19 protein-coding genes are annotated in these 26,402 nt (G+C 63.5%); 12 read left to right on the forward strand and 7 right to left on the reverse strand.

Annotation, left to right across the window (positions count from 1 at the left end; all coding sequences use genetic code 11):
* Positions 1–144 precede the first annotated feature (144 nt).
* Entirely contained in the window at positions 145–1,065 is a 921-nt protein-coding gene (gene murB / locus AC1DUY_RS11550; protein WP_478114367.1) for a UDP-N-acetylmuramate dehydrogenase, read from the forward strand.
* Between the two features lie 66 nt (positions 1,066–1,131).
* Here murB and AC1DUY_RS11555 read toward each other — a convergent pair whose 3' ends face one another.
* A complete protein-coding gene (locus AC1DUY_RS11555) occupies positions 1,132–1,941 on the reverse strand; it encodes a bestrophin-like domain (RefSeq protein WP_093760512.1) in 810 nt (269 codons plus the stop codon).
* Between the two features lie 133 nt (positions 1,942–2,074).
* Here AC1DUY_RS11555 and AC1DUY_RS11560 point away from each other — a divergent pair, with 133 nt between their 5' ends.
* The 8 genes from AC1DUY_RS11560 to ligA all read left to right on the forward strand — a co-directional run bounded on the left by AC1DUY_RS11560 (position 2,075) and on the right by ligA (position 14,322).
* A complete protein-coding gene (locus tag AC1DUY_RS11560; RefSeq protein ID WP_478114370.1) occupies positions 2,075–3,088 on the forward strand; it encodes a D-alanine--D-alanine ligase family protein in 1,014 nt (337 codons plus the stop codon).
* Between the two features lie 520 nt (positions 3,089–3,608).
* Positions 3,609–4,613, forward strand: coding sequence for a cell division protein FtsQ/DivIB (locus AC1DUY_RS11565; protein WP_089267340.1), 1,005 nt, complete (start codon positions 3,609–3,611; stop codon positions 4,611–4,613).
* Positions 4,610–5,935, forward strand: coding sequence for a cell division protein FtsA (gene ftsA / locus AC1DUY_RS11570; RefSeq protein ID WP_068734085.1), 1,326 nt, complete (start codon positions 4,610–4,612; stop codon positions 5,933–5,935). The genes AC1DUY_RS11565 and ftsA overlap by 4 nt, the downstream gene beginning before the upstream one ends.
* Before the next feature lie 98 nt (positions 5,936–6,033).
* On the forward strand, positions 6,034–7,803 hold the full coding sequence (gene ftsZ / locus AC1DUY_RS11575) for a cell division protein FtsZ (RefSeq protein WP_478114373.1): 1,770 nt from the start codon (positions 6,034–6,036) through the stop codon (positions 7,801–7,803).
* 346 nt (positions 7,804–8,149) lie between these two features.
* Complete coding sequence (gene lpxC, locus AC1DUY_RS11580) at positions 8,150–9,115, forward strand: UDP-3-O-acyl-N-acetylglucosamine deacetylase (protein ID WP_089267338.1); 966 nt, start codon at positions 8,150–8,152, stop codon at positions 9,113–9,115.
* A gap of 289 nt (positions 9,116–9,404) precedes the next feature.
* Entirely contained in the window at positions 9,405–10,301 is an 897-nt protein-coding gene (locus AC1DUY_RS11585; protein ID WP_315844373.1) for an outer membrane protein assembly factor BamD, read from the forward strand.
* A 13-nt stretch (positions 10,302–10,314) separates the two neighbouring features.
* Positions 10,315–11,988, forward strand: a complete 1,674-nt coding sequence (recN, locus tag AC1DUY_RS11590; protein ID WP_120289050.1) for a DNA repair protein RecN — start codon at positions 10,315–10,317, stop codon at positions 11,986–11,988.
* Between the two features lie 183 nt (positions 11,989–12,171).
* Entirely contained in the window at positions 12,172–14,322 is a 2,151-nt protein-coding gene (ligA, locus tag AC1DUY_RS11595; protein WP_478114376.1) for an NAD-dependent DNA ligase LigA, read from the forward strand.
* A gap of 966 nt (positions 14,323–15,288) precedes the next feature.
* On the opposite strand, the gene AC1DUY_RS11600 is transcribed toward ligA, so the two are convergent.
* Both AC1DUY_RS11600 and AC1DUY_RS11605 read right to left on the reverse strand, forming a co-directional pair.
* Positions 15,289–16,512, reverse strand: a complete 1,224-nt coding sequence (locus AC1DUY_RS11600; protein WP_478114649.1) for a multidrug effflux MFS transporter — start codon at positions 16,510–16,512, stop codon at positions 15,289–15,291.
* Between the two features lie 78 nt (positions 16,513–16,590).
* Entirely contained in the window at positions 16,591–18,429 is a 1,839-nt protein-coding gene (locus AC1DUY_RS11605) for an aminopeptidase P family protein (RefSeq protein WP_478114378.1), read from the reverse strand.
* Positions 18,430–18,618: 189 nt separating this feature from the next.
* Here AC1DUY_RS11605 and AC1DUY_RS11610 point away from each other — a divergent pair, with 189 nt between their 5' ends.
* Positions 18,619–18,834 (forward strand): hypothetical protein, encoded by a 216-nt coding sequence (locus AC1DUY_RS11610; protein WP_139285921.1) that lies wholly within the window; start codon positions 18,619–18,621, stop codon positions 18,832–18,834.
* 70 nt (positions 18,835–18,904) lie between these two features.
* On the opposite strand, the gene AC1DUY_RS11615 is transcribed toward AC1DUY_RS11610, so the two are convergent.
* Entirely contained in the window at positions 18,905–19,795 is an 891-nt protein-coding gene (locus tag AC1DUY_RS11615) for a 50S ribosomal protein L11 methyltransferase (RefSeq protein WP_441276758.1), read from the reverse strand.
* 203 nt (positions 19,796–19,998) lie between these two features.
* Positions 19,999–21,600: a phytoene desaturase family protein gene (locus tag AC1DUY_RS11620; protein ID WP_478114381.1), complete on the reverse strand. Its 1,602-nt coding sequence runs from the start codon at positions 21,598–21,600 to the stop codon at positions 19,999–20,001.
* A 248-nt stretch (positions 21,601–21,848) separates the two neighbouring features.
* Here AC1DUY_RS11620 and AC1DUY_RS11625 point away from each other — a divergent pair, with 248 nt between their 5' ends.
* Entirely contained in the window at positions 21,849–24,122 is a 2,274-nt protein-coding gene (locus AC1DUY_RS11625) for a spermidine synthase (RefSeq protein ID WP_478114383.1), read from the forward strand.
* Between the two features lie 60 nt (positions 24,123–24,182).
* Here AC1DUY_RS11625 and AC1DUY_RS11630 read toward each other — a convergent pair whose 3' ends face one another.
* Complete coding sequence (locus tag AC1DUY_RS11630; RefSeq protein WP_441276761.1) at positions 24,183–24,971, reverse strand: L,D-transpeptidase; 789 nt, start codon at positions 24,969–24,971, stop codon at positions 24,183–24,185.
* Positions 24,972–25,249: 278 nt separating this feature from the next.
* Here AC1DUY_RS11630 and AC1DUY_RS11635 point away from each other — a divergent pair, with 278 nt between their 5' ends.
* Entirely contained in the window at positions 25,250–25,576 is a 327-nt protein-coding gene (locus tag AC1DUY_RS11635) for a hypothetical protein (protein WP_089268246.1), read from the forward strand.
* 64 nt (positions 25,577–25,640) lie between these two features.
* Here AC1DUY_RS11635 and AC1DUY_RS11640 read toward each other — a convergent pair whose 3' ends face one another.
* Positions 25,641–26,402, reverse strand: coding sequence for an ABC transporter permease (locus AC1DUY_RS11640; protein ID WP_068734061.1), 762 nt, complete (start codon positions 26,400–26,402; stop codon positions 25,641–25,643).

Consider the following 26,402-nt stretch of genomic DNA (forward strand, 5'->3'; position numbering starts at 1 on the left):
GCTCCCTCCCCMCTTGCGGGGGAGGGTCGGGGAGGGGGGGAACCCCGAGCGACGGCGCCCGCGGCTTACCCCCCTCCCGGCGCTACGCGCCACCCTCCCCCGCAAGGGGGGAGGGTGCACACTTCGCACCGTGCAAAACACGCTATGACCTTCCCCGACATCACCCCCTCACTCAAATCCGCGATGCCCGATCTGCGCGGGCGTCTGCTCGCGAACGAGTCCCTCGCACCGCTGACATGGTTTCGCGTCGGTGGTCCGGCGCAGGTGTTGTTCACGCCAGCCGATGAAGACGACCTCGCTTACTTCCTGTCGAAGCTGCCGAGCGATATTCCCGTCACCGTCGTCGGCGTCGGCTCCAATCTCATCGTGCGCGATGGCGGCATCAAAGGTGTCGTCATTCGCCTGAGCCCGCGCGGCTTCGGCGCAACATCAGCCGAAGGCGATATCGTGAGCGCCGGCACGGCTGCACTCGACAAGCGCGTGGCGGAGACGGCGGCGTCCGCGAATATCGGCGGGCTGGAATTCTACTTCGGCATTCCCGGTTCCATCGGCGGCGCGCTGCGGATGAATGCCGGCGCCAATGGCGACGAGACCAAGGATGTGCTGTCTGAGGCCACAGGCATCGGCCGCGATGGCACGAAGCACGTCTTCGACAATGTCGGCATGCAATTCGTCTATCGCAATTCCGGCGTCTCACCGTCGATCATTTTCACGTCAGCAAAGTTTCGCGGGACGATCACCGATTCCGCCGCGATCCGCGCGCGGATGGACGAGGTGCAGGCGCATCGCGAGACCGCGCAGCCGATCCGTGAGAAGACCGGTGGCTCCACGTTCAAGAACCCGCCCGGTCATTCGGCCTGGAAGCTGGTCGATGCTGCCGGATGTCGCGGACTGCGCGTCGGCGGCGCGCAGGTGTCGGAGATGCACTGTAATTTCCTGATCAACACCGGCGATGCCACAGCGAGCGATATCGAAACGCTCGGCGAGACCGTGCGTGTGCGCGTGCTGGCGCAGTCGGGCATCGACCTGCACTGGGAAATCAAGCGGATCGGCGTCGCGCCGTAACACGATATGTCTGACGCGGTTCCTTAACGCGAACCGGCACCACTTCGCTCGGAAACGCTTTGGCTGCTATTTCGGCGGTGGCGGTAGTGCCGACGCCGGTCCGGCCTCGCTGATGCTCAGCAGATTTTCCAGTGGCGCAGGGGCTACGCGGAAGGCGCCGTCGAACGGATGCTCCTGCAGCGCGATAATGCCGAGAGCGACGATGGCACCGCTGGCGAACACCGTGAGCGCCGCGAGCATGGCCCGCGGACGTTCCAGATGCACCAGCGCCAGCGCCAGTTGCGTGATCAGCCCGAGCAGCAGGACCGACGTCCATTTCAGATCATTGGTGTGATCGGTCGACAGGCTGAGCCGGTCGTTGCGCGCGGTCCCGGCGCGGATCGAGGCGCCCATCAGCGCCCCATGCACCGTGTTGCTGGCGTCGCGGGTGATCGCGGGATCGCTGATTTCGCGCAGCAGGCTGTCATAGGCCACATCGGTGCGCGGCGACTTCAGGCCGAGCAGCATTGCCGGCCATTCCTCCGTCACTTCCGATGTCACATAGGCCTTCAGCGCGGCGCGTATATTGGACATGTCGGTGACCGATGCCACGCTCAGCGTATGGATGTTGCGCAGCTCGCCGGCCTCGATCTGAACGGCGCGGACGGCCTGGCGGTTGCGATCGCCGACGTCGCTGGCTAGGAAGCCCGTGAGCAGGCCGAACAGGATAGCCACCGAGGAAAAGAACGGCGCGACGATGCCGTGGAGGGACTTCAGCCGCATCGACAGCAGCCGGCTGGATGTCAGCCCCACGAGGATCAGCGCGACTCCGTAATAGATGGTGCCCAGCGTCGCGAAGATGCCGAAGGTAGAGAGTTCGAGCCAGGCTCTGATCATCAGGTTACTTCCATGTCACCGCGGGGCGGGCTCGCAAAACCGCCTCCGACAAGGCATTATATGACTCGGCTAGCGTGATGCTATTGCCTTGTCGGCAAAGGCGCGATTCGCGGATGGGTTCGGAGACGACACAATGACGGAGCAGGCGAGACCTCAGCGGATCACCATCATGTTTGGTGGCCTGAACAAGGAGCGTCTGGTGTCGGTGGCCTCCGCACAGGCGCTGCATGGCGCGCTGCCCGATGCGGATCTCTGGTTCTGGGATGCCGATGACCGCGTCTACGAGACGTCGGGCACGGCGCTGCTCTCCCATGATCGTCCGTTCGAGGATCCGTTCAAGCCCGGTGGCAGCAGCATCGGCGTGCTGACGCAGGCGCTCGACAAGGCCCAAGCCGAGAACCGTGTGCTGGTGCTCGGCATGCATGGCGGCGCTGCGGAAAATGGTGAGCTGCAGGTGATGTGCGAGATGCGCGGCATCCCGTTCACGGGTTCCGGCTCAGCATCATCCAATCTGTCTTTCGACAAGGTCGGCGCAAAGCGCTTCGCAGCCATCGCAGGCGTGCCCATCGCGGCGGGTGTCGCATTGAACGACATGGAAGCTGCGCTCGCCGAATACGGCAAGCTGATCGCCAAGCCCGCGCGCGATGGATCGAGCTACGGCCTGATATTCGTCAATGCGAAGCAGGATTTCGTCGCTGTGCGCAACGCAGCCAAGACCGAGGATTATGTGATCGAGCCGTTCGTCGCCGGCGTTGAGGCGACCTGCGCCGTGCTGGAGCAGGCCGATGGCTCGCTGATCGCATTGCCGCCGATCGAGATCATTCCGGCCGATGGCGGTTTCGACTATGAGGCGAAGTATCTCGCGAAGTCGACGCAGGAGATCTGCCCCGGGCGTTTCACGCCGGAGGTTTCAGCGGCGATCATGGATTTCGCGGTGAAGGCGCACCGCGCGATGTCGTGCCGCGGCTATTCGCGGTCGGACTTCATCGTGTCGGCCAAAGGCCCAGTCTATCTGGAGACCAACACGCTCCCGGGTCTGACCAAAGCCTCGCTCTATCCCAAGGCGCTGAATGCCCAGGGGATCAGTTTCGTGGATTTTCTGAACGGACAGATCGAGCTCGCGGTGAAGCGGGCAGGCGGCTTTTAACCTCTCCCCGCTCTGTGCGGGGAGAGGTCGCCGCGTCTTCGCGGCGGGTGAGGGGCAGCGCACCGTGCTCTCCTCATCGCTAGCGTTTGCAGATCGAAGCGCCCCTCACCCCAGCCCTCTCCCCGCAAGAGCGGGGCGAGGGAGCGCACCAGCGCTTCACCGCCGCACCACCCGCTCCCCCGCGTTAATTCCGGCAACCCGGCGATGCCGGCCGCGAAGCCGCCGCAGTTCCCTCGGGCGCGTCGGCCACACCTCGGCTAAAGTCTTCCACAGCCGCATCAAATCGCGCTCTGCGCCCATCCCCTTTACACTTTGTTTACCAGGAAGGCCGAAGGTTAACGCTGGCGGCGCGTGTGCGCTTGGCTGCCGAGGCGTGAGCTTTGCGGGGACTCCGTGACGACGCGTATCGATGGAAAACCGGCCTTTTTCAAAGGCTTGAATCCATCCCGGCAGGACCGAGACGTCACTCGCGCCTCAAGTCCCGCGCCAATGCGGACGTAACCTGTGACGAGCTCGTGGTATGGATGGTGGAGGACGCCTCTCTCGGTCGGTGCGACCCTTGAGGCCCCAAGCTGATCTTAAAATGGCTGCCCTTGGGGCAGGCATTCTGCTGCGTGAGCAGCTGAGCCCGCTCGCCCGCTTCTGGGCCCGTTTTCGTGCCGCCAAGCCTGCCGTCCGCGAACAGAGTTCCAATCGCTTCATCGCGACGCTTGAGCGTTACGCGCCGCGCCGCGTCGGAATTGCGGCCACAGTGTTGATGCTGACGGGCAGCCTCGCGCTTGGCGTGGTCAAGGGCAATCACGTCGACGAAATGGTCGAAGCTTTTAGCGATGCGCGCAACGCTGCGGCCAATGCCGCCGGCTTCCGCATTGCCTCCGTCATTCTCAACGGCCGCAAGCAGCTGACCCAGGACGAGATCCTGGCCATCGGCGGCGTCAATGGTCGCTCCTCGCTGTTCTTCCTCGATGCCGCGGCTGTCCGCGACAAGCTCAAGGCCAATCCGTGGATCGCCGACGCCAATGTGCTGAAGCTGTATCCGAACCGTCTGCAGATCGATGTCACCGAGCGCACGGCCTTTGCGCTGTGGCAGGAGGACGGTCGTCTCTCGGTGATCGCCGATGACGGTGCCGTTCTCGAAAACTACGTGTCGCGCCGCTTCATGTCGCTGCCGCTGGTGGTGGGCAAGGGCGCCGACAGCAACGCCAGGGATTTCCTTGCGCTGCTCGATCGCTATCCGCAAGTGCGCTCGGTCACCAAGGCCGCGATCTTCGTCGGCGAGCGCCGCTGGAATCTCCGCCTGAAGGATGGCCTCGACATTCGCCTCCCGGAAATCGACGTCGGCAACGCGCTGGCCATGCTCAGCAAGCTCGACAAGGAAGATCGCCTGTTCTCGCGCGACATCGTCGCCATCGACATGCGGCTGTCGGATCGGCTGACCGTGCGGCTGTCGGAAGACGCAGCGAAGGCGCGCGAAGATCTGTTCAAGGCACAAGACAAGTCCAAGAAGAAGGCTGGCGCGGCATGACCGGTCTCGATCGCAACCAGGCGCCGAAAACGCGTCAGATGGCGGCCAACCGCACCGCGCTGGTGGCGTCGCTGGACGTCGGCACCAGCAAGATCGCGTGCATGATTGCGCGTCTGCGGCCATCCGCGCCGAACGAAGCGCTGCGCGGCCGCAGCCATGCGGTTGAGCTGATCGGCTACAGCCAGATCCAGTCGCGCGGCGTCAAGTCCGGCGCGATCGTCGATATGGGCGAGGCCGAGCAGGCCGTCCGTCAGGCGGTGGCGCTGGCCGAACGTATGGCCAAGGTTCGCGTCGAATCCGTTTTGCTGTCGGTCTCGGCCGGTCGCCTGCAGGGCCAACTGATTGAAGCGTCAGCCGATATCAAGGGCGGCGCCGTCACAGCGTCCGATATCGCACGCGTCACCTCGACCGGCATGCGCCACGCGACGCCGCCGGGCCGGACGGTGCTCCATGCATTGCCGGTCGGCTATTCACTCGATGGCGTGAAGGGCATTCGCGATCCCAAGGGCATGGTCGCCTCGCAGTTCGGCGTCGATATGAATGTCGTCACTGCGGACGCGACGGTCGCGCGTAACCTGATGCTGGTCGTCGAGCGCTGCCATCTCAATGTCGAAGCCATGGCTGCGGCGCCTTATGTCGCAGGTCTCTCTGTTCTCACCGATGACGAGACCGATCTCGGTGCTGCAGTCGTCGAGATGGGCGCAGGTACGACAACGATCGCGACCTATTCCGGCGGACGCTTCGTGCACGCGTCGGGATTTGCGGTCGGCGGGCAACACATCACCATGGATCTCGCGCGCGGACTCGGTGCTTGCATCGCGGATGCCGAGCGAATCAAGACGTTATATGGCACGGTGCTGACGGGTGGCTCCGATGCGCGCGAACTCATGAACGTGCCGACGGCTGGTGATAACGATCGCGATTTTCCGCAGGTCGTATCCCGCGCCACGATCGCGAACATCGTGCGTCAGCGTGCCGAGGAGATTTTTGAAATGGTCAGGGACCGGTTGGCGGATTCGCCCTTCGCTGCAGAACCGCGCGCACGCGTGGTGCTGTCAGGCGGCGCGTCGCAGCTCACGGGCCTTGCCGAACTCGGCAGCCAGATTCTCGGACGGTCCGTTCGCATTGCACGACCACTCGGCTTCGGCCGGCTGCCCAATGAAGCCAAGAGCGCTTCGTTCGCGGTGCCGTCGGGCCTGCTGGTCTATCCGCAATTCGCTCATCTTGAACATGTCGAACCGCGGCATACGCGGCAGCTCAAGACAGGGACCAGTGACGGTTATTTCGGAAAGGTCGGACGATGGCTTCGAGAGGGCTTCTGATGAAATTTTTCCGACCAGTGTTTTTTCCATCTCCGACGCCATCGGCCACCGGCCAATGGCATGACCACACAACGCGCGCGTAATCGAGAGGCAACCTCATGACCATCAATCTCAACGTTCCTGATATCAGCGAGCTGAAGCCCCGCATTACCGTGTTCGGTGTCGGTGGCGCTGGCGGCAACGCCGTCAACAACATGATCACCGCCGGTCTGCAGGGCGTCGATTTCGTCGTCGCCAACACCGATGCGCAGGCGCTGACCATGTCGAAGGCCCAGCGCATCGTGCAGATGGGCACGCAGGTCACCCAGGGCCTCGGCGCCGGTTCGCAGCCCGACGTTGGCGCTGCCGCCGCGCAGGAAGTCATCGACGAAATCCGTGATCACCTGACCGGCGCCAACATGGTGTTCGTCACCGCCGGCATGGGCGGCGGCACCGGCACCGGTGCAGCGCCCGTCATCGCCAAGACCGCGCGCGACATGGGCATCCTCACCGTCGGCGTGATCACCAAGCCGTTCCACTTCGAAGGCCAGCGCCGCATGCGCACGGCCGAAGCCGGCATTGCCGAGCTCCACAAGGTGGTCGACACGCTGTTGATCATCCCGAACCAGAACCTGTTCCGGGTCGCCAACGAGAAGACCACCTTCGCCGACGCTTTCGCGATGGCCGACCAGGTTCTCTACTCGGGCGTTGCCTGCATCACCGACCTGATGGTCAAGGAAGGCCTCATCAACCTCGACTTCGCCGACGTGCGCGCAGTCATGAAGGAGATGGGCAAGGCGATGATGGGCACCGGCGAAGCCACCGGTGAGAAGCGCGCGCTGACTGCAGCGGAAGCTGCTATCGCCAACCCGCTGATCGACGATAGCTCGATGAAGGGGGCCCGCGGCCTGCTGATCTCGATCACCGGCGGCAAGGATCTGACCCTGTTCGAAGTCGACGAAGCCGCGACCCGTATTCGCGAAGAAGTCGATGCCGACGCCAACATCATTGTCGGCGCCACCTTCGACGAGAGCCTCGACGGCGTGATCCGCGTGTCGGTCGTCGCCACCGGCATCGAGCAGGCCATGCTGGCCCGCAATTCCTCGGCTCCGGTGACCACCGTGACCTCGGCCGTTGCGGCTCCTGCCGGCAACGGTGCTCCGGATGCCCGCCTGGCCGATCTGACCGCGCGTCTCCGCGCTGACAACCAGCGTCTCGCTGCCGCGGCGGCTGCCAAGTCTACCGGCGCTCCGGCGCCCGCTGCCGCGCCCCGTGCACCTGCGACCAGCCATGAGCGTGCCGCGCTCGCCGCCATCGCCGCTGCCGTGGCTCCGGAAGCCGCTGCGCCGCAGCAGTATGGCGACGTGATGGTGCGTCCGATCGCGCAGAAGCCCTCGCTGTTCCCGGAAGCGCCGCGTCAGGAAGCCCCTGTCGAAGCGCCGATCCCCGAACAGTTCATTCCGCCATCGGCCGAACGTGCTCCGCTGCGCGCTCCGCGGATGCCGAAATTCGAAGAACTGCCGATGCCGGCCCAGAACGAGATCCGTCAGGCACGCGGCGAATCGGAAGAGGAGCCGCAGAAGGCTCGCCTGTCGCTGCTGCAGCGTCTGGCCAATGTCGGTCTCGGCCGCCGCGACGAGGAAACGGAAGCGCCGGTCTCCGGTCGTCCGTCGGCCCCGCCGATGGCTCCGATGCCGCCGCTGCCCGAGCGTAAGCCACAGCGCAGCGTCGCCCAGCAGATGGGCAACGAGCCGCCGGTGTCCGAATACGCCCGACGTCCGGCACCGCAGGGTCTTGATTCTCATGGCCGCCCGGCACCTGTTGCGCCGGCGCCACAGGGCGACGATCATCTGGATATCCCGGCCTTCCTGCGCCGCCAGACCAGCTGACATTTGTTACAATCGTGTCGACGACAGAAGCCCCGGCTGGATCAGCCGGGGCTTTCGTTTGTGACAGCCGCCAAAAGGCAGTAGGATTTCTTAACCTATTGATAGTAAGTCATTAATCTTTACCGACGCGCTCTGCCAATGCTTGAAGGAGCCGTGGAACCGGCAGAAATTTTGATTAACCCCTGGCCTGATTGCGGCAAAGGTGGGGTAACAATCGGTAAAAAAGCGTGAGTTGGCGCACTTTGTGGCAGGGGTTAATGTGACTGCGACTCGGGGACTCAGGAGGCCGCAAGGTTCGACTGAGAGAGTCCCTCTCATGACGAGAGGCTACTTGGGTGGGTACCTTATGACTTTCAGCCGACAGACAACGCTTGGATCGCAAGCCACCGTTACCGGTGTCGGCGTCCATTCCGGAAAGCCTGTCAGTCTCACGCTTGGACCTGCGCCCGTCGATGCAGGTTATATTTTTGTTCGCACCGGTCTTGAAGGTGCTGATCGCGAAATCCAGGCCGACGCCAAATCCGTTATCGCCACCGAGTTTGCCACCGTGCTCGGCGATCGTGAAGGCCCAATCGTTTCCACCGCCGAACATGTTCTTGCTGCGCTGCGCGGCATGGGCATCGACAACGCCACCATCGAAGTCGATGGACCGGAAGTGCCGATCATGGACGGCTCCGCAGCCGCCTTCGTCGCCGCCATCGATCAGGCCGGCGTTGTGGAGCAGGGCGCCCGTCGCCGCTTCATTCAGGTTCTCAAACCCGTGCAGGTTGCCATCGGTGACTCGTTCGGCGAAATCCGCCCTCACGCTGCGGGCTTCCGCGCTGAAGTCGAAATCAGCTTCGCCAATCCGGTGATTGGCCGCCAGAGCTACGTGCTCGATCTCAATCCCGAATCCTTTCGCCGCGATATCGCCCGTGCACGTACCTTCGGTTGCATGAACGACGTGGCCCGCCTCTGGAGCGCCGGTTTCGCGCTCGGCGCGTCCTTCGAGAATTCCGTCGTGTTCGACGATGACAAGCTGCTCAACACCGAAGGCCTGCGCTACAGCGATGAATGCGCCCGCCACAAGGTGCTGGACGCCGTCGGCGATCTGGCACTGGCCGGTCTGCCGATCCTCGGCGCCTACCGCTCGGTGCGCGGCGGCCATAAGCTTAACAATGCCGTGCTCTGCGCCCTGATGGCCGATCGTTCCGCCTGGAAGATCGTCGAAGCCGATGCCGTCCCTGTCCGCCGCGGCCGCGCCAGCGCCGATGTCACCTCGGGCATGCTTGGCGGCATGATCGCCCCGGCCTTCGGCCCGGACGTGTCCTAAAGATCGGGCTTTCTGGCCTCCTTCTACCCGCTGCCGGTATTTTGCATTGCGCTTTTGCGCGAGCGCGGACCTTTGCGGGCACCGGGACATCCCCGGTAACCATAACCGCCTGTATCTCCACATCCTTCGCCTTAATCCGGGCGAAATGGCTCCGTATCCGGTTGGTTAACGGATGTCATTCGGGTAGATAGAGCACGCGGTCAAGCGAAGCTGCGGGCGCGTATCCGGTTGGTCCGTGATTGTGCGCGTACCGCGCAGACACCGCATGAAGGCGTCAGGTCTCAGATATATGTCGGCACAGCGCATTACGCTTGAATCCAGTGGTTCACTGCTCACCCGTTTCGGCCGCCAGGCGCGGTTCGCCGCGGGCCTCATCGTGCTGGCCGTGCCGCTGAGCGGCTGCGGCACCGGCGCGATCTGGGACAAGTTTGGCACCAAGGACGACACCTTCGTCGAGGAGCCCGCCGACAAGCTCTACAATGAGGGCTTGTACCTCATGAACCAGAACAAGGATCCGAAGGCCGCCGCGAAGAAATTCGAGGAAGTCGATCGTCAGCATCCGTATTCGGAATGGGCGCGCAAGTCGCTGCTGATGTCGGCCTATGCGGCCTACGAATCTGCCGACTACGACACCTGCATCGGCTCGGCCACGCGCTATGTGACGCTGCATCCCGGCAGCCCGGATGCGGCCTATGCGCAGTATCTGATCGCCGCCTCGCATTACGACCAGATCCCGGACATCTCGCGCGACCAGGGCCGCACTGAAAAGGCGATGGCTGCGCTTGAGGAAGTGGTCCGCAAATATCCGACCTCGGAATATGCGACCTCGGCCAAGAAGAAGCTGGAAGGCGCACGCGACCAGATTGCCGGCAAGGAAATGGAAATCGGCCGCTATAATCTCGACAAGCGCAACTACACCGGCGCCATCAACCGCTTCAAGACCGTCGTGACGCAGTACCAGACCACGCGTCACGTTGAGGAGGCGCTGATGCGCCTGACCGAGGCCTATATGGCGATCGGCGTGGTCGGCGAGGCGCAGACCGCTGCCGCCGTGCTTGGCCACAACTTTCCTGACAGCAAGTGGTACAAAGACGCCTACAATCTTGTAAAGTCCGGCGGTCTCGAGCCGAGCGAGAACAAGGGGTCTTACCTGAGCAAGGCCTTCAAGAGATTTGGCCTCGGTTAGGAACTGACCTCCCATGCTGGCCCGTCTGTCGATCCGTGACATCGTCCTGATCGAACGGCTCGATATCGAGTTTTCCCGCGGTCTTGCAGTGCTGACCGGTGAAACCGGCGCCGGCAAATCCATTCTTCTCGATGCCTTTGCGTTGGCCCTCGGCGGCCGCGGCGATGCCGGTCTGGTGCGCCACGGCGTCGAGCAGGGCCAGGTGACAGCCGTGTTCGACCTGGCCAAGGGCCATCCGGCGCTGGCGATTCTCAAGGACAACGGCTTCGACGACGATTCCGGCGAGATGATTCTGCGCCGCGTGCAGCTCGCCGACGGCCGCACCCGTGCCTTCATCAACGATCAGGCGATCTCCGTGCAGACGATGAAGGCGGTCGGCGCCGCTTTGGTCGAGATCCACGGCCAGCACGACGAGCGCGCCCTGGTAGATGCCGCCACGCATCGCCGGCTGCTTGATGCTTTCGCCGGGCTGGAGAAGGACGTCACCGCGCTGGAGACGCTCTGGGAGGCCCGCAAGTCCGCTTATGCGGCCCTTGAAAGCCATCGCGCCAATATGGAGCGTGCCGCGCGCGATGCCGATTATCTGCGCCACGCCGCCGATGAGCTGAAGAAGCTCAACCCGAAGGACGGCGAGGAGAGCAAGCTTGCGGAGCGCCGCACCGGCATGATGCAGGGCGAGAAGATCGCGGCCGACCTGCGCGAGGCGCAGGAGGCCGTGTCCGGCCATCATTCGCCGATCTCGTCGCTGGCCGCCGCCGTGCGCCGGCTGGAGCGCCGCGCCGGTTCATCGCCGTCGCTGGTCGAGCCCGCGGTGAAGGCGATCGACGTCGCCATCAACGCGCTGGAAGAAGCCGACCAGCATCTTGCCGCCGCGCTCATCGCCGCCGATTTCGATCCTGCGGAACTCGAGCGTATCGAGGAACGGCTGTTCGCGCTGCGCGGCGCCGCGCGGAAATATTCGACACCGGTCGACGGGCTCGCCGCGCTGGCCGCAAAATATTTTGCCGATGTCGCCACCATCGATGCCGGCGCCGGCCAGCTCAAGGGGCTGGAGACCGCGGCCTCTGACGCCGACAAGAAATACGCCGCCGCAGCGGCAAAACTTTCCGCGGCGCGCATCAAGTCCGCCGAGAAGCTCAACAAGGCCGTCATCGCCGAACTCGGTCCGCTCAAGCTCGAACGTGCCAAGTTCATCACCCAAGTCGACAGCGATGCGGCGACGCCGGGTCCGCACGGCATCGACCGCGTCGAATTCTGGGTTCAGACCAATCCCGGCACCCGCCCCGGCCCGATGATGAAGGTCGCCTCCGGCGGCGAACTCTCGCGCTTCCTGCTGGCGCTGAAGGTGGTGCTCTCCGACAAGGGCTCCGCACCGACTTTGGTGTTCGACGAAATCGACACCGGTGTCGGCGGCGCGGTGGCCGACGCCATCGGCGCGCGCCTGGCGCGGCTCGCCGGCAAGGTCCAGGTGATGGCCGTCACCCACGCCCCGCAGGTGGCGGCGAGGGCCGACCAGCATCTGCTGATCTCCAAGGACGCCCTCGACAAGGGCAAGCGCGTGGCGACGCGCGTCAACACGCTGGCGGAGGATCACCGCCGCGAGGAAATCGCGCGGATGCTCGCGGGTGCGGAGATCACCGCCGAAGCGCGGGCCGCAGCGGAGCGGCTGCTCAAGGGCGCGGCCTGATTTGAACTGTCGTTCCGGGGTGCTCGCGCCTGCGAGCGAACCCGGAACCGCGACGTGCACCTTGTTTCACCATTGTACTCCGTCATGCCCGGCCTTGTGCCGGGCATCCACGTCTTTACAACAGCGCTTCAAGGCGTGGATGGCCGGGACAAGCCCGGCCATGACGAACATCGGTGACCGCGTATGGCAAAACCCGCAAAAACTCCCCCCGACATCTCCACGCTCACGAAGCCCAAAGCGAAGATCGAGCTGATGCGGCTGTCGCTGGAGATGGAAGCGCACGACAAGCGCTACTATCAGGACGACGCGCCGACGGTGTCGGATGCGGACTACGACGCGCTGCGTCGCCGGGTCGAGGCGATCGAAGCCAAATTCCCCGATCTCGTCACCGGCGCCTCACCGACACAGACGGTCGGCGCAGCGCCCGCGCGCGGCTTTGCCAAGGTGCAGCATGTGGTGCCGATGCTGTCGCTGGGCAATGCGTTCAGCGATGAGGAAGTGACCGAATTCGTGGAGCGCATCCAGCGCTTCCTCAAGCTCGATGAAATCCCGGCCATCGTCGCCGAGCCGAAGATCGACGGTCTGTCGCTGTCGCTGCGCTACGAGAACGGTGAGTTGATCCGCGCCGCCACGCGGGGTGACGGTTTCACCGGCGAGGACGTCACTGCCAATGTTCGCACCATCAAGGACATTCCCACGACGCTGAAAGGCAAGCACATCCCCGCCGCCTGCGAGCTGCGCGGCGAGGTCTATATGCTGAAGAGCGATTTCCTTGCGCTGAACAAGAAGCAGGAAGAGGCCGGCGACACCGTGTTCGCAAATCCGCGCAACTCGGCAGCGGGCTCATTGCGCCAGAAGGACGTTGCGATCACTGCGTCACGCCCGTTGAAATTCTTCGCCTATGCCTGGGGCGAGATGTCGGACTATCCGATGGATCAGCCGACGCAGCATGCGATGATCGACTGGCTGGGCAAGGTCGGTTTCACCGTCAATCCCGAGATCACCACGTGCAAGAGCGTTGATGACGCGCTGGCCTTCTATCGCCGCATCGGCGAGATCAGAGCGAAGCTCGGCTATGACATCGACGGCGTCGTCTACAAGGTCGACCGCATCGACTGGCAGGCGCGATTGGGTTTTGCCGGCCGCGCGCCGCGCTGGGCGATCGCGCACAAATTTGCGGCCGAGCAGGCGACCACGGTGCTGGAGAAGATCGACATCCAGGTCGGCCGCACCGGCGCGCTGACGCCGGTGGCGCGGCTGATGCCGATTACGGTCGGCGGCGTCGTGGTGTCGAACGCCACGCTGCACAATGCCGATTACATCAAAGGCATCGGCAATGACGGCCAGCCGCTACGCGACGGCGTCGATATCCGCGAAGGCGACACTGTCATCGTGCAGCGCGCCGGCGATGTCATCCCGCAGGTCGTCAATGTTGTCCTCGACAAGCGCCCGAAGAGCGCAAAGCCGTATGAATTTCCCACCAAGTGCCCGGTCTGCGGCAGCCACGCGATCCGCGAGAACGACGAAGTCGTCACGCGCTGCACCGGCGCGCTGGTCTGCCCGGCGCAGGCAGTCGAGAAGCTCAAGCATTTCGTCTCGCGGCTGGCCTTCGACATCGATGGGCTCGGCGACAAGCAGATCCAGGAATTCTACGATGAGGGGATCATCATGCACCCCGTCGATATCTTCACGCTGGCCAAACGCGACGAGCGCAACACCAAGAAACTGCGTGACCGCGAAGGCTATGGCGAGACCTCGGTGCGCAACCTGTTTGCCGCCATTGATGACCGCCGCAAGATCGAACTCAATCGCCTGATCTTCGCCCTCGGCATCCGCCACATCGGCGAAGGCAATGCCAAGCTGCTGGCGCGACACTACGGTTCGTTCGCTGCGTTTCGCGATGCGATGCTGGCGGCCGCTGCGGGGCAGGGCGGCGAGGAGAATACGTCTGAAGCCTATGCCGATCTCAACGCCATCGACGGGGTCGGTGAAATCGTCGCGGACGCGGTGGTCGAGTTCTTCGCCGAGAAACGTAACGTCAAGGCGCTCGACGAATTGCTCGGCGAGATCGAGGTGCTCGATGTCGCACAGGCCAAGACCGATACGCCGGTCGCGGGCAAGACGGTGGTGTTCACGGGCTCGCTGACCAAGTTCACGCGTGATGAAGCCAAAGCCGGTGCCGAGCGTCTCGGCGCCAAGGTCGCAGGCTCGGTGTCGAAGAAGACGGACTATGTGGTGGCCGGCGAGGATGCAGGCTCGAAGCTGACCAAGGCGCGCGATCTCGGCGTCGCCGTGCTTACGGAAGACGAGTGGCTGGCGCTGATCGGGGGGTAAAGACCCGCACGGTCATTCCGGGGCGTGCGCCGCCGGCAAAGCCGGCAGAGCACGAACCTCGATCCACACTCGTCATTCCGGGGCGCATGAAAGCGGCGGAGCCGCTGCAATGCGAACCCGGAATCCCGAAGTGTTTTGCTGAACATGTCGAGATTCCGGGTTCGCCTGCGCGAAGGCGCGCAGCCGCCCCGGAATGACGAGTGGTGGGCGGGCGCAAAGCCCCTAAACATTTTTTCCTATCCATCATTGACAATATCCTCATCAGGTTTATATTCCCCTCCGTCCTGCCCCACCGAGAGGGGCGATCGCGATCGTCACGTTCGCGGGGTGGGATGCGGTGGACGCCGGAGATGCGGCGTCACGCGGTTCATGGGGGAACGTCTGTCTTCGGGCAGGACGGATCTGCGCCAGCACTGCCACTGGCAAGGAGACGGGCCGGCCTTCGGATGGACAGACCCCTGGACAGTGTGACGGACGACCAAGTCAAAACGCGTTCGGCCAAGTGCTTTGCGGCTACCCTGTCCCTCCGCCCTGGGACATTAATTTTGGTGATGGGACCGTTCGCCATGGCAGATGTGCAGGCAACCGAAAAAACACCGTATGCGGAACGCCGGGCACTTGCTCGGCGCCTCCGAAAGTCCTGATGCACTCTAAATTGCGGAAGACCGCATCGCGTCAGGCCCAAGGGTGCAACGGGCACCTGGCGTTCCGCACGCCCTCTCACAAGGGGGCGGGAATGCAAGCGACGACGGCGCCCCCGCGCCGCAAACAATGGGGGTGATGACGCATGTCTGAAGAGCAGTGGCTGTTTGACAGTTGAATCAGGAGAGACGTGGCGCTCCGTGGCCACGACATACTCAGTCGTCATACGCGGGCTTGTCCCGCGTATCCACGCCTTGGCGACATCCACAGCAAAGCGTAGATGGCCGGAACAAGTCCGGCCATGACGTCGAGAGAAAAGCGCGCCTACAACAATCCCGTCTCTTCGCCTTCGGCCTGTTCGATCATCTCTTCCGTCACCACCACCTTGCGGCGGGGGACGAGAAAGATCATCGCGGCGGCGCAGCCGCAGGACAGCACGACGAGCGCGATATTGAGCGGCACCGGTGTCGCGAAATGGCCGCCGAGCCAGGCGCCGAATTGCGAGCACAGCGAACCCAGGCCCATCTGCAGGAAGCCCATCATGCCGGATGCCGTGCCCGCGGCCTGCGGGCGAATGCTGAGCGCACCCGCGGCGCCGTTCGACATCACGAAGGCATTGCCGAACATCACGATCATATGGGTGAGGAACAGCCAGGCCGGATTCTGGTTCAGGCCGGTGAGACCCCAGACCACGTTGAGCAGCGCGCCGCCGAATTGCAGCGCGAGGCCAAACCAGATCAGTTGTTCGATGGTCCGGCGCGGCGCGAAGCGCACGCAACACAGATTGCCGACGAGGTAAGCGAGGCCGGACGTCGCGAACCATGCGCCATATTCGGCCGAGGTACGGCCCATCTGCGTGACAACGACATAAGGGCCGCCGCCGGCAAAGGTGAAGATGATCCAGGAGGCCACGACGTAACACAGCAAATAGCCGATGAAGGTCCGGCTGCGCAGCAGGACGCGGGAGTCGGCGATGAAGCCGCCGCCGCTCACGTCACTGGCTGCGCGCCGTCTCGTTTCGGGCAGGAAGAATGCGATGGCCAGTGTCACGACAACAGACGAAGCGGTGACGACGTAGAAGATCGCGCGCCATCCGAAGCCGGTTTCCAAGAGACCGCCGGCCAGCGGGCTCAGCATCTGCGCGATCATCATCACGGCGATGACGAGGCTGATCATCGCGCCGACGCGCTCGCGCGGATAGAGGTCGCGAATGATCGCGCGGCTCATCACCATGCCCGTGGCGCCGCCGAGCGCCTGAAAGAACCGCGCGGCGATCAGCTGCGGCAATGTGAGCGCAAAGCTGCTGCCGATGCCGGCGATCACCATCAGGCCGAGACCGGCAAGCAGCACAGGCCTTCGGCCGAACTTGTCGGACAGCGGTCCCATGATCAGCTGCGAGAAGGCGAGGCCGACCATGTAGAGCGACACGGTCATCTGCGCGATGGAGATGTCGGCGCCGAAGGTGCGCGCGAGTTCTGGCAGCGCCGGCACCAGCATATAGAGCGAGATCGGCGCGATGCCGGTCATCACCACCAGCAACAGCAGCATCACCCGCGATGTGGAGAGGTCGACGGCGTCGACTTTGGGAACGGGCGGGCTGTAATTCACGTGGTGGCTGTTCTCTCGCTATTGCGGCTGCGTGAGCGGCTCTGTCGCCGCTTCGAGCCAGACCCGCGTCGCTTCATCATCGAGCAGCGGCATCACCTCGCGGCGGACGCGAGCGTGATAGTCGTTGATCCATTTGAGTTCGCGCTTGCTGATGCGATGCGCATTGATCAGCCGGCGGTCGATCGGCGCCAGTGTCAGCGTCTCGAATTCATTCATCGGCTGCTCGGCGCCCTCGATATGGGCTTCGACCACCAGTTCGAGATTCTCGATGCGAATGCCGAAGGCGTCGGTCTTGTAGTAGCCGGGCTCATTGGAAAGGATCATGCCACGCTTGAGCGGCGTAGTGCCGAGCTTGGAGATCCGCGCCGGGCCTTCATGCACCGAGAGATAACTGCCGACGCCGTGGCCGGTGCCGTGCGCGAAGTCGAGGCCGGCATGCCAGAGGAACTGCCGCGCCAGCGTATCGAGCTGTGCGCCGGTGGTGCCGTCGGGAAATGCGGCGCGCGCGATAGCGATGTGGCCGCGCAGCACGCGCGTAAAACGATCGCGCATTTCGTCGGTGGGTTCGCCGATGGCGATGGTGCGGGTGACGTCGGTGGTGCCGTCTTCATATTGCGCGCCGGAATCGATCAGCAGGAGATCGCCCAGCGCAATACGGCGATTGGTCTTGCGGGTGACGCGGTAATGCACGATGGCGCCGTTCGGGCCGGTGCCGGCGATCGTGGGAAACGACACGTCCTTCAGCGCGCCGGTCTGGCGGCGGAAGGTCTCCAGCGCCTCGACGGTATCGATTTCAGTGAGCTTGCCCTTCGGCGCCTCGCGGTCGATCCAGGCGAGAAAGCGCGCCAGTGCCACAGCATCGCGGCGATGCGCGGTCTGCGTGCCCTTGATCTCGACGGGATTCTTCACTGCCTTGAGCAGAGCGATGGGATCATTGCCGCGCACGGGCTTGCCGCCGGCAGCCGTGATCAACCGGCTCAGCGCATCGGCGGCGGTGGCATTGTCGAGCGCAATCGAAGCACCCGAGGCGGCGAGGTTTGCGAGCGCCGACGTCAGCGCATCCGGCTCCTGCACATCGGCCGAGACTTCAAGATGGTTGCGCGTGCTGTTGGAGAGCTTGCGGTGGTCGATGAAGATCTGCGGGCGGCCGTGTTTCGGCACCAGCGCATAGGACAGCGGCAGCGGCGTATGCGAGACATCCGCGCCGCGGATGTTGAAGGCCCAGGCGACCGCATGGGAATCCGACAGCACCAGCGCATCGACGCGCAGGCGCTCCATCTCGCCGCGGATCTGGGCGAGCTTGTCGGCCTCGGAAACGCCGGCATAGTTGAGCGGGTGAATCGATACCGCGCCGAGCGGCGGCGCCGGGCGCTCGGCCCACACCGAATCGAGCGGATTGCTGTCGACCGCGACGAGTTCGGCGCCGGCTTTGGCGCAGGCGGTAGCCAGCCTCTCGGCTGCCGCAGAAGTGTGCAGCCATGGATCAAAACCGAGGCGATCTTCGGGCTTCAGGTGATCGGTGAGCCAGCTCTCCGGCGGCGGCTCGACCAGCGACTGGATGCTCCACGCATTCACATCGACTTGTTTGGCGGCCTGCAGCGTATAGCGGCCGTCGACGAAGACGGCGGCTTCCTGCAGCAGCACGATCGCCATGCCGGCCGATCCGGTGAAGCCGGTGAGCCAGGCCAGCCGCTCGTCGGAGGGCGGCACATATTCGTTCTGCTGCTGATCGGCGCGGGGAATCACGAAGCCTGTCAGTTTCCGGCGCAGCAATTCCTCGCGAAATGCGGCCAGCCGCGCAGTCAGCGCCACGCCGCTTTCGGGCTCTTCGAACGTCTGGAAATGGGCTTCGAACATCGCGGGATCATCCTATGGGTGCGCTGTCAGGCCTGCAATCGAGGGGCAGGGTTGCGCAGATTTGGCACAAGTTATGCTTGAAATCTGATGGTTGTGTTCAACCGGATGGAACAACGTCCCCCGGCTTGTGTTGTCGGTGCGATGCTTGGCCATTCAGAGTGTCTCAACTCAACGAAGAGGGGATACACAATGCCTGCTTTTACGTTCGAGAAAATTTCGCCACCCCCCACGCTTGGCCATTCCCAGCCTACCCAGGTGCAGTCCACCCAAACTCCGCCCAGTCAGCCAAATCAACGTAGCGGTATCATCCAGATTCTGGGCCGTTTCGTCGAAGCGCGCGTGACGCGCGTCGAGCGGCTGGAAAATGCAACGCTTCGTCGCCGCGACGTACCGCCTCCGAAGTAGCAACCCAACCGTCAGCTTTGGCCAGATCGCCCGTCGTTATTCCGGAGTTCGGAAAATGGCGAAAGGCGTGTCAGCCTGCGCGTTGCATCAACAGGCTGCTCCAGCCCTCAATGATCTGATGCTTGCGGAGCACAAGCCCGCGGGCGCGATACGCGGCGATCACGCTCATCGCCTGATGCGGCAACAGGCCGGATAGGATCACCATGCCATTGCGCGTGAGGTGCCGTGCCATGTCGGTCGACATCGCGCGCAGTGGATTGGCGAGGATGTTCGCGAGGATCAGATCGAACGGCGCGCGATCGCCGAAAGCCGGCGAGGAAAAGCCAGTTGCGCAAACAGTATCGACGAGATTGCCGACGCCGTTCAGCCGCATATTCTCGCGCGCCACCCTCACAGACATCGGGTCGATATCGGTCGCCAGCACGCGCCGTTTCGTGGCCTTCGCTGCAGCGATGGCCAGCACGCCTGTGCCGGTGCCCAGATCGAGCATCCGTTGCGGGGCCTTCGCGCGCAGCACATAATCCAGATAGACGAGGCAGCCACGCGTGGTGCCGTGATGGCCGGTGCCGAAAGCCAGCGCGGCCTCGATCTCGATGCCCAGCTGATTGGGGCGCACCTTGTCGCGGTCGTGCTGGCCGTGAACGATGAAGCGGCCGGCGCGGACCGGGACGAGGCCTTCGAGGCTCTCCTTGACCCAGTCCTTCGCTTCGATGCTGTCGAACACGATGCTCGCCGCCACGGTGTCGTCCGAGGCGAGGCTGACGAGGTCGCGGATCGAGGCCTCGTCCGGCGGGTCGGCGAAATGGACAGTGACGTCCCAGCGGCCCTCGGGGCTCTCAAATGCAGCGATCGCGGCCTGGCCTTCCTCGAAACTCTCGGTGAGGAGATCGACGATGCGCTTGGCGCTGAATTCGTCGCCGACGGCGAAGGTGGCGCGGCTGGTTCCTTGGGGCGTGGTCATCGCGGGTCCGGGTGGCGTCGTGAACAGGGTCTGCACAGCTTAGGCGCGCTTGGTACAGGGTTTATACCGGCGGGGATACAGGGGCGATACAGTGGCGATGTACAGGGTTATAAGCTGATTATACCGCTGTACTCCCGAGCTTCCGCACAGGCTTGTTCAGGACCCATCCACTGTCTATGCACAGGCTTATCCACAGGATGTCCTCAGCCGAACAGCGCCTGGTGGTCCCTGAGGATCGCCTTGGCCGCATTGTGGCCAGGCGCGCCCGTCACGCCGCCGCCGGGATGTGCACCGGAGCCGCAGTGATAGAGCCCCTTCAGCGGCCCGCGATAATCCGCATGGCCGAGCATCGGGCGGGCCGAGAACAGCTGGTTCAGCGAGAGCGCGCCGTGGAAGATGTCGCCGCCGAGCAGGCCGAAGTCGCGCTCCAGATCGAGCGGTGACAGCGCCTGCCGGCCGATCACGCTGGCGGCAAAGCCCGGTGCATAGTCATCGACGGTCTTGATCATCAGGTCCGCGACTTCGTTCCGATGGTCATCCCACGATGCGCCGTTCGGGAGTGTCGGTGCAACATGCTGGCAAAAGAGACTTGCGACGTGCTGGCCCGGTGGGCTGAGGCTGTCATCAAGAGTGGAGGGGATCAGTACTTCGACAATCGGTTGGCGGCTCCAGCCGTGCTGCTTCGCATCCAGCCAGGCACGATCCATGTAGGCGAGACTCGGCGCGATGATAATGCCTGCCGACAGATGATCGCCGTTGCCGGGCAGCGCGGTGAATGAGGGCAGGGTGCTCAACGCGACATTCATGCGGAATGTACCGGAGCCGTTGCGCCAGTTGCGGATGCGATCGAGGAACGGCTTGGGCAGCGCATCCGCCGGCATCAGCCGTGTATACAGCAGCTTCGGATTGACGTTGGAGGCAACATATTTCGCGCGGATGCTCTCGCCATTGTCGAGGATGACGCCGACGACCTTGTCGTTCTCCACGAGGACTTCGCGCACGCCGTTGTCGAGTTCGATCTGCACGCCGTGCGAGCGTGCCGCGGCGGCCATGGCCTGCGTGATTGCGCCCATGCCGCCGATGGCGTGACCCCAGACGCCCTTCTTGCCGTTCACCTCGCCGAAGGCATGGTGCAGCATCACATAGGCCGAACCGGCGGCATAGGGGCTCGCATAGTTGCCGACCACGGCATCGAAGCCGAACAATGCCTTCACCAGATCATGCTCGAACACGTCGTCCAGCATCTCGCCGGCGGAGCAGGTGAACAGATCGAGCAATACGCGCTGCTGTTCGATGGTCAGTGCGTTGAGAATCTTCGCGGTGCCGAGCGCATTGATGGCTTCGCTGATCGCGCCGAGACCGAAACCTTGCACGACGTTCGGCGGTGAACGCAGCACGAAATCCCTGAGCACATCGGCGATGACTTCGAGCTCATGCGAGAACGCACCAATCCGCTCGGCATCGCGCGCGTTGAGCTTGGCAACCGACTGTTGCGTGCGGCCTTCGCCTGTCAGGAGATAGCTGCCGTCCGGGGCGGGAACGAAATTCTGCGCCTTGCGCTCGACGATCCGCAGGCCGTGTTCGGCGAGCTTCAGATCGGAGGCGATCTGCGGGTTGAGCAGGCTGACTGTGTAGGCCGCGACCGAATTGCGGAAGCCGGGGTGAAACTCCTGCGTCACCGCGGCGCCGCCAACCACGGAACGTCGTTCGACCACCTTCACGCGCAACCCGCTCATGGCGAGATAGGCCGCGCAAGTGAGGCCGTTGTGGCCGGCGCCGATGATCAAAACGTCGGTGTCTGACATGTGCGCTTCAACAAAGCCTGCTAGAGCGTTTTCTTGCGAAGTGGCGACCGGTTCGCATTAAGAAAACGCGTCAAACGAAAATAGGGCCCTCTTTATCGAAGAGGCGCGCGCGCGGCACAAGGCCGCCCATCACGATTGTGGTTCCATAGTTAGCGCGCATTGCCCGAAACGGTGCCATATGCTCCATTCCGGCCCGCCGGTCCCGGCCGGATTCTCGCCTTTCTGCCGCGCAATATGCTGGAGCCTTCATGAGTTCGTCGCAGCCCGTCGCCGCCCCAAACTCGGCCTCCCGCAATCGGCTCCTTCTGGTGGTTTACACCGCGGCGATCTTCACCAGCGCGCTGTTGTTGTTCTCGGTGCAGCCCCTGTTCACCAAGATGGTGCTGCCGCGGCTTGGCGGTTCGCCGGCGGTGTGGTCGGTGGCGATGGTGTTCTTCCAGTCGCTGCTGCTCGGCGGCTACGCCTATGCCCATTACCTGATGCAATTGCGAAGCCGGCTGGTCCCGATCGTCATTCATCTCCTGTTGCTGGTTGTTGCGCTGCTGACGCTGCCGCTGTCCATCGCGTCGGGCTGGGGCACGCCGCCGGAAAGTGGCTATGCGTTCTGGCTGCTCGGCCTGTTCGCGGTGTCGATCGGTCTGCCGTTCTTCGCGCTCGCTGCGAACAATCCGCTGCTGCAGGCCTGGTTCGTGCGCACGGGCCATCCCAATGGCCACGATCCGTATTTTCTCTATGCGTCGTCGAATATCGGGAGCTTTCTCGCTCTGCTGACCTATCCGGTGCTGCTGGAGCCGATGTTTTCGCTGCGCACGCAGAACCTGATCTGGACGTCCGGCTATGGCCTACTGATCCTGCTGATCGCCGGCTGCGGCGTGTTGCTGTTGAAGTCGCCGCCGGTTGCCGTCGCTGCACCGGGGGCTGATGCCATCGACGCGCCGGCGCCGAGCTGGGCGCTGCGTGCACGCTGGATCTTCCTCGCGGCTGTCCCATCCGGCCTGCTGATCGCGGTCACCGCGCATATCTCGACGGACGTCGCTGCGGCGCCGCTGCTCTGGGTGCTGCCGCTGTCGCTTTATCTGCTGACCTGGGTGCTAGTGTTCCAGTCGCGGCCGCTGCTGCCGCATACGTGGATTCTCATGCTGCAGCCGCTGGCGATTGCCGGCGTCATCGTGTTGCTCGCGGTTGGCGGCGAACAGAATCTGCTGCTGACCCTCGGTGGTCATCTGTTGTGCTTCTTCATTATTGCCATGGCGTGCCATGGTGAATTGGCCCGGCAGCGTCCGGCAGCCCGCTATCTCACGGGCTACTACGTCGCACTCTCATTCGGCGGCATGGTGGGTGGCCTGTTCGCCGGTTTGATCGCGCCGTTCACATTCTCATGGATCGCGGAATATCCGATCCTGATCGCATTTGCCGTGCTGTGCAGGCCGTCTTTGCCGGAGCGGTATTCCGGCTGGGCGCGCTGGTACTGGATCGCGCTCGTGGTTGCCGCAATCGCATTGATCGTGCCGAGCTACACAACCGGCAAGCTGTTCACGTGGATCGATACCCAACGTGTCTATGTCGTCAGCACCGTTGCCGTTGTCGGCATAATCGCGGCGATCCTGCGGGCTGACCGGCTCAAGCTCCTGGCGATCACTGTCCTCGCTCTGGCGCTGATCCGTTTCTACCCGGCGGACGATGGTCGGGTCGAAACCGTGCGTAGTTTCTTCGGCGTGCACAAGATCGTGGTGACGTCGAACAACCAGTATCACGTGCTGATGCACGGCACGACCATCCACGGCGCAGAGAAATATCTTAATGACGATGGCACGCCGGTGACCGGACGACCGGAGCCGATCTCCTATTATTACAAGGACGGCGGCATCGGGCAGGCGATCACTGCGGTGCGTGCGCGCAAGGGTGCGCCACTGCGCGTGGCGGTGATCGGGCTAGGTTCGGGGTCGCTGACCTGCGCGTCGGCGCCCGGCGAGGATTGGAAGTTTTTCGAGATCGACCAGTCGATGGTCGATACCGCCAGGGATCCGAAATATTTCAGCTACATCCAGAAGTGCGAGCCGGACGTCAAGCCGGTGATCGGCGATGCGCGACTGACCTTCGCGAAGGAGCCTGACGGCGTCTACGACCTCATCATCGTTGATGCCTATTCGTCGGACGCGATCCCGATCCATCTGGCGACCGAGGAGGCGATGGAGATTTACAAGGAGAAGCTCGCCCCGCAAGGCGCCGTCGTCATGCATGTGTCGAATCGGCATCTTGAACTCGCCAGCGTCGTGGTCGGCATCGCCGATGCCAATGACATGAAGAGCTGGGTGTATTCGGAGGATTCCGGCCGCGACAACGAATATATCTTCTCGACCAACGTGGTCATCTCCGCCCACGACGCCGCCGATGTCGGCTCCATCGCGACGTCATCGCAATGGGCCCTGACCGAGGCGAACGACGATCAGCGAGTCTGGACCGACGACTATTCTAACGTGCTCGGCGCCGTCTGGCGCCGGCTACGGGACGGAGATAACTGAAGCGTTTTCAAGCGAAGTGGATGCCGGTTCGCGTCAGGAAAACGCGTCACACATCTTCGCTCAGTTGTCCCCGAAGAAGCCGCGCGGCTGATACGGCCGCGGCGCGTAGGCCTGCGGCGGATATTGCCGGCTGTAATAGCCACGATTGGCGTAATACTGCTGGGTCTCGGCTTCCGTCATGCGGCGATAGCCGGGAGGGGCCGGATAACGCTGACCGTCATTGCCATCGGCCGGATAGATGTAACGATCGTCATCCGCCGGCTGTACCTGACGTGCGACGCGGCGGTTCGGTGCCACGGCCTGCGGCGTGAGATCCATGGGATTGCCGGCGGCGTCATACGACGGTGAAGCAGGAGCGATATCGCGGCGGGCGACGGCAGACGGCTTCGCCGGGCGCGGGTTGCGGGCGAGGGCGACCTGCGAGGAGCCCGTCAGCGTGACGGTGGTGTTGAGCACCCCGTCGGCCTTGACCATGGCGAACAAGGTCGCGGCATTCTCGCGCGACAGCCGGACGCAGCCGTGAGAGGCCGGCGTGCCCAGGCGGTTCACGGAATCGGTGCCGTGGATGGCGTGGCCCTTCTTGGTGAAGAAGATGGCATGGGGCATTGGCGCATCGTCGAATTCCTTGGAGAAGTGATCCTCCTCCATGCGGAATGTCTGGAAGCTGCCATTCGGGGTCTCGTAGGACGGAATGCCTGACGAGACCGGCCAGCGATATTTCTCGACGCCGTCTTGAACGACAGTCAGCTGCTGGGCATCCTTGTCGACGGTAATGGCGATCTTGGCCTGCGCAGTGCTGGTAGCGGCGAAAACGGCGAGACCCGCAAGGGTCATATAAAACGAACGCATCTTACCTTGGCCTCCGGGCCGTAACCTGTTGTACCGCCTACCGTCCCGCCTCCAATATGCATATGGGGCGACCCGGGTGCCAGTGACAGTTTCGTGCATCCTTAATGTTGGGCTAGGCGGCACCAAGGCGGCGACCGGGCCGAAAGAGGGCTCGGCCCGACCCGAGGATGCGCGATAGGAAGCTTCTCATGGAGGCAGATGGAACCGGTTCCTAGGTCGCGCGTTGCCCTCCCACAATCGCAAGCGGCGAATTCTCGTCGCTCAGAGGGAAGCTCCAGATGACCGTTAAGACCGCTGTGTTGCCGATCAGTTCGTCGATGAAGACCCGCCTGGCGTTCGCCGCGGGCGTGCTGGCTCTGGTCGCCATGCCGCATTTTGCGCAGGCGCAGGGCGTATTCCGGGGTGGTGAGCAGGGTGCCAACCAAGGTTACCGTGACGGCAATCGCGCCGCCGGACCGGTCGGCGGTGTGGTCGGTGGCGCAGTTGGCCTCGGCGTCGGCGCGGCCGTGGGCGGCGTGAAAGGTGTGCTTGGAATTCCCGAAGGCCGACGGACCCAGTGCCGTGGGTATTACAACCGCCATGGCAAATTCCGCTGCTATCGCTAAGCAGGCATTGATTTGAAATGAAAATGGCCCGGTTCAAACCGGGCCATTTTTATTATCAGCGATTTCAGTTTTTCAGCTTGTAGCCTGTCTTGAAAATCCACCAGACGACGAACATGCAAATCACCAGGAACATGCAGGTGACGCCGATGCTCCAGCCGACACTGACGTCGGAGATTTCGTAGAAGCTCCAGCGGAAGCCACTGATCAGATACACGACCGGATTGAGCAGCGTGACGGTTCGCCAACCCGACGGCAGCATGCTGACGGAGTAGAAGCTACCGCCCAGGAAGGTCAGTGGCGTCACCACCAGCAGCGGGATCGCCTGCAGTTTCTCGAAACCGTCAGCCCAGATGCCGATGATGAAGCCGAACAGGCTGAACGTCACTGCCGTCAGCACCAGGAAGGTCAGCATCCACCACGGATGCAGGATGTGCAGCGGCACGAACAGTCCGGCGGTGGCCAGAATGATCAGGCCCAGCAGGATCGACTTGGTCGCAGCGGCGCCGACATAGCCGAGCACGACTTCGACGTAGGACACCGGCGCCGACAGCAATTCATAGATCGTACCGGTGAACTTGGGGAAGTAGATGCCGAACGAGGCGTTGGAAATGCTCTGCGTGAGTACCGACAGCATCACCAGACCGGGCACGATGAAGGTGCCGTAGCTGACGCCCTCGATGGAGGTGATGCGCGAGCCGATCGCGGCGCCAAACACCACGAAATACAGCGAGGTGGAAATCACCGGCGAAACGATGCTCTGCAGCACGGTGCGCCAGGTGCGCGCCATTTCGAACAGATAGATGGCGCGGACAGCTCTGAAGTTCAT

The organism is Tardiphaga sp. P4_G1, assembly GCF_056401215.1.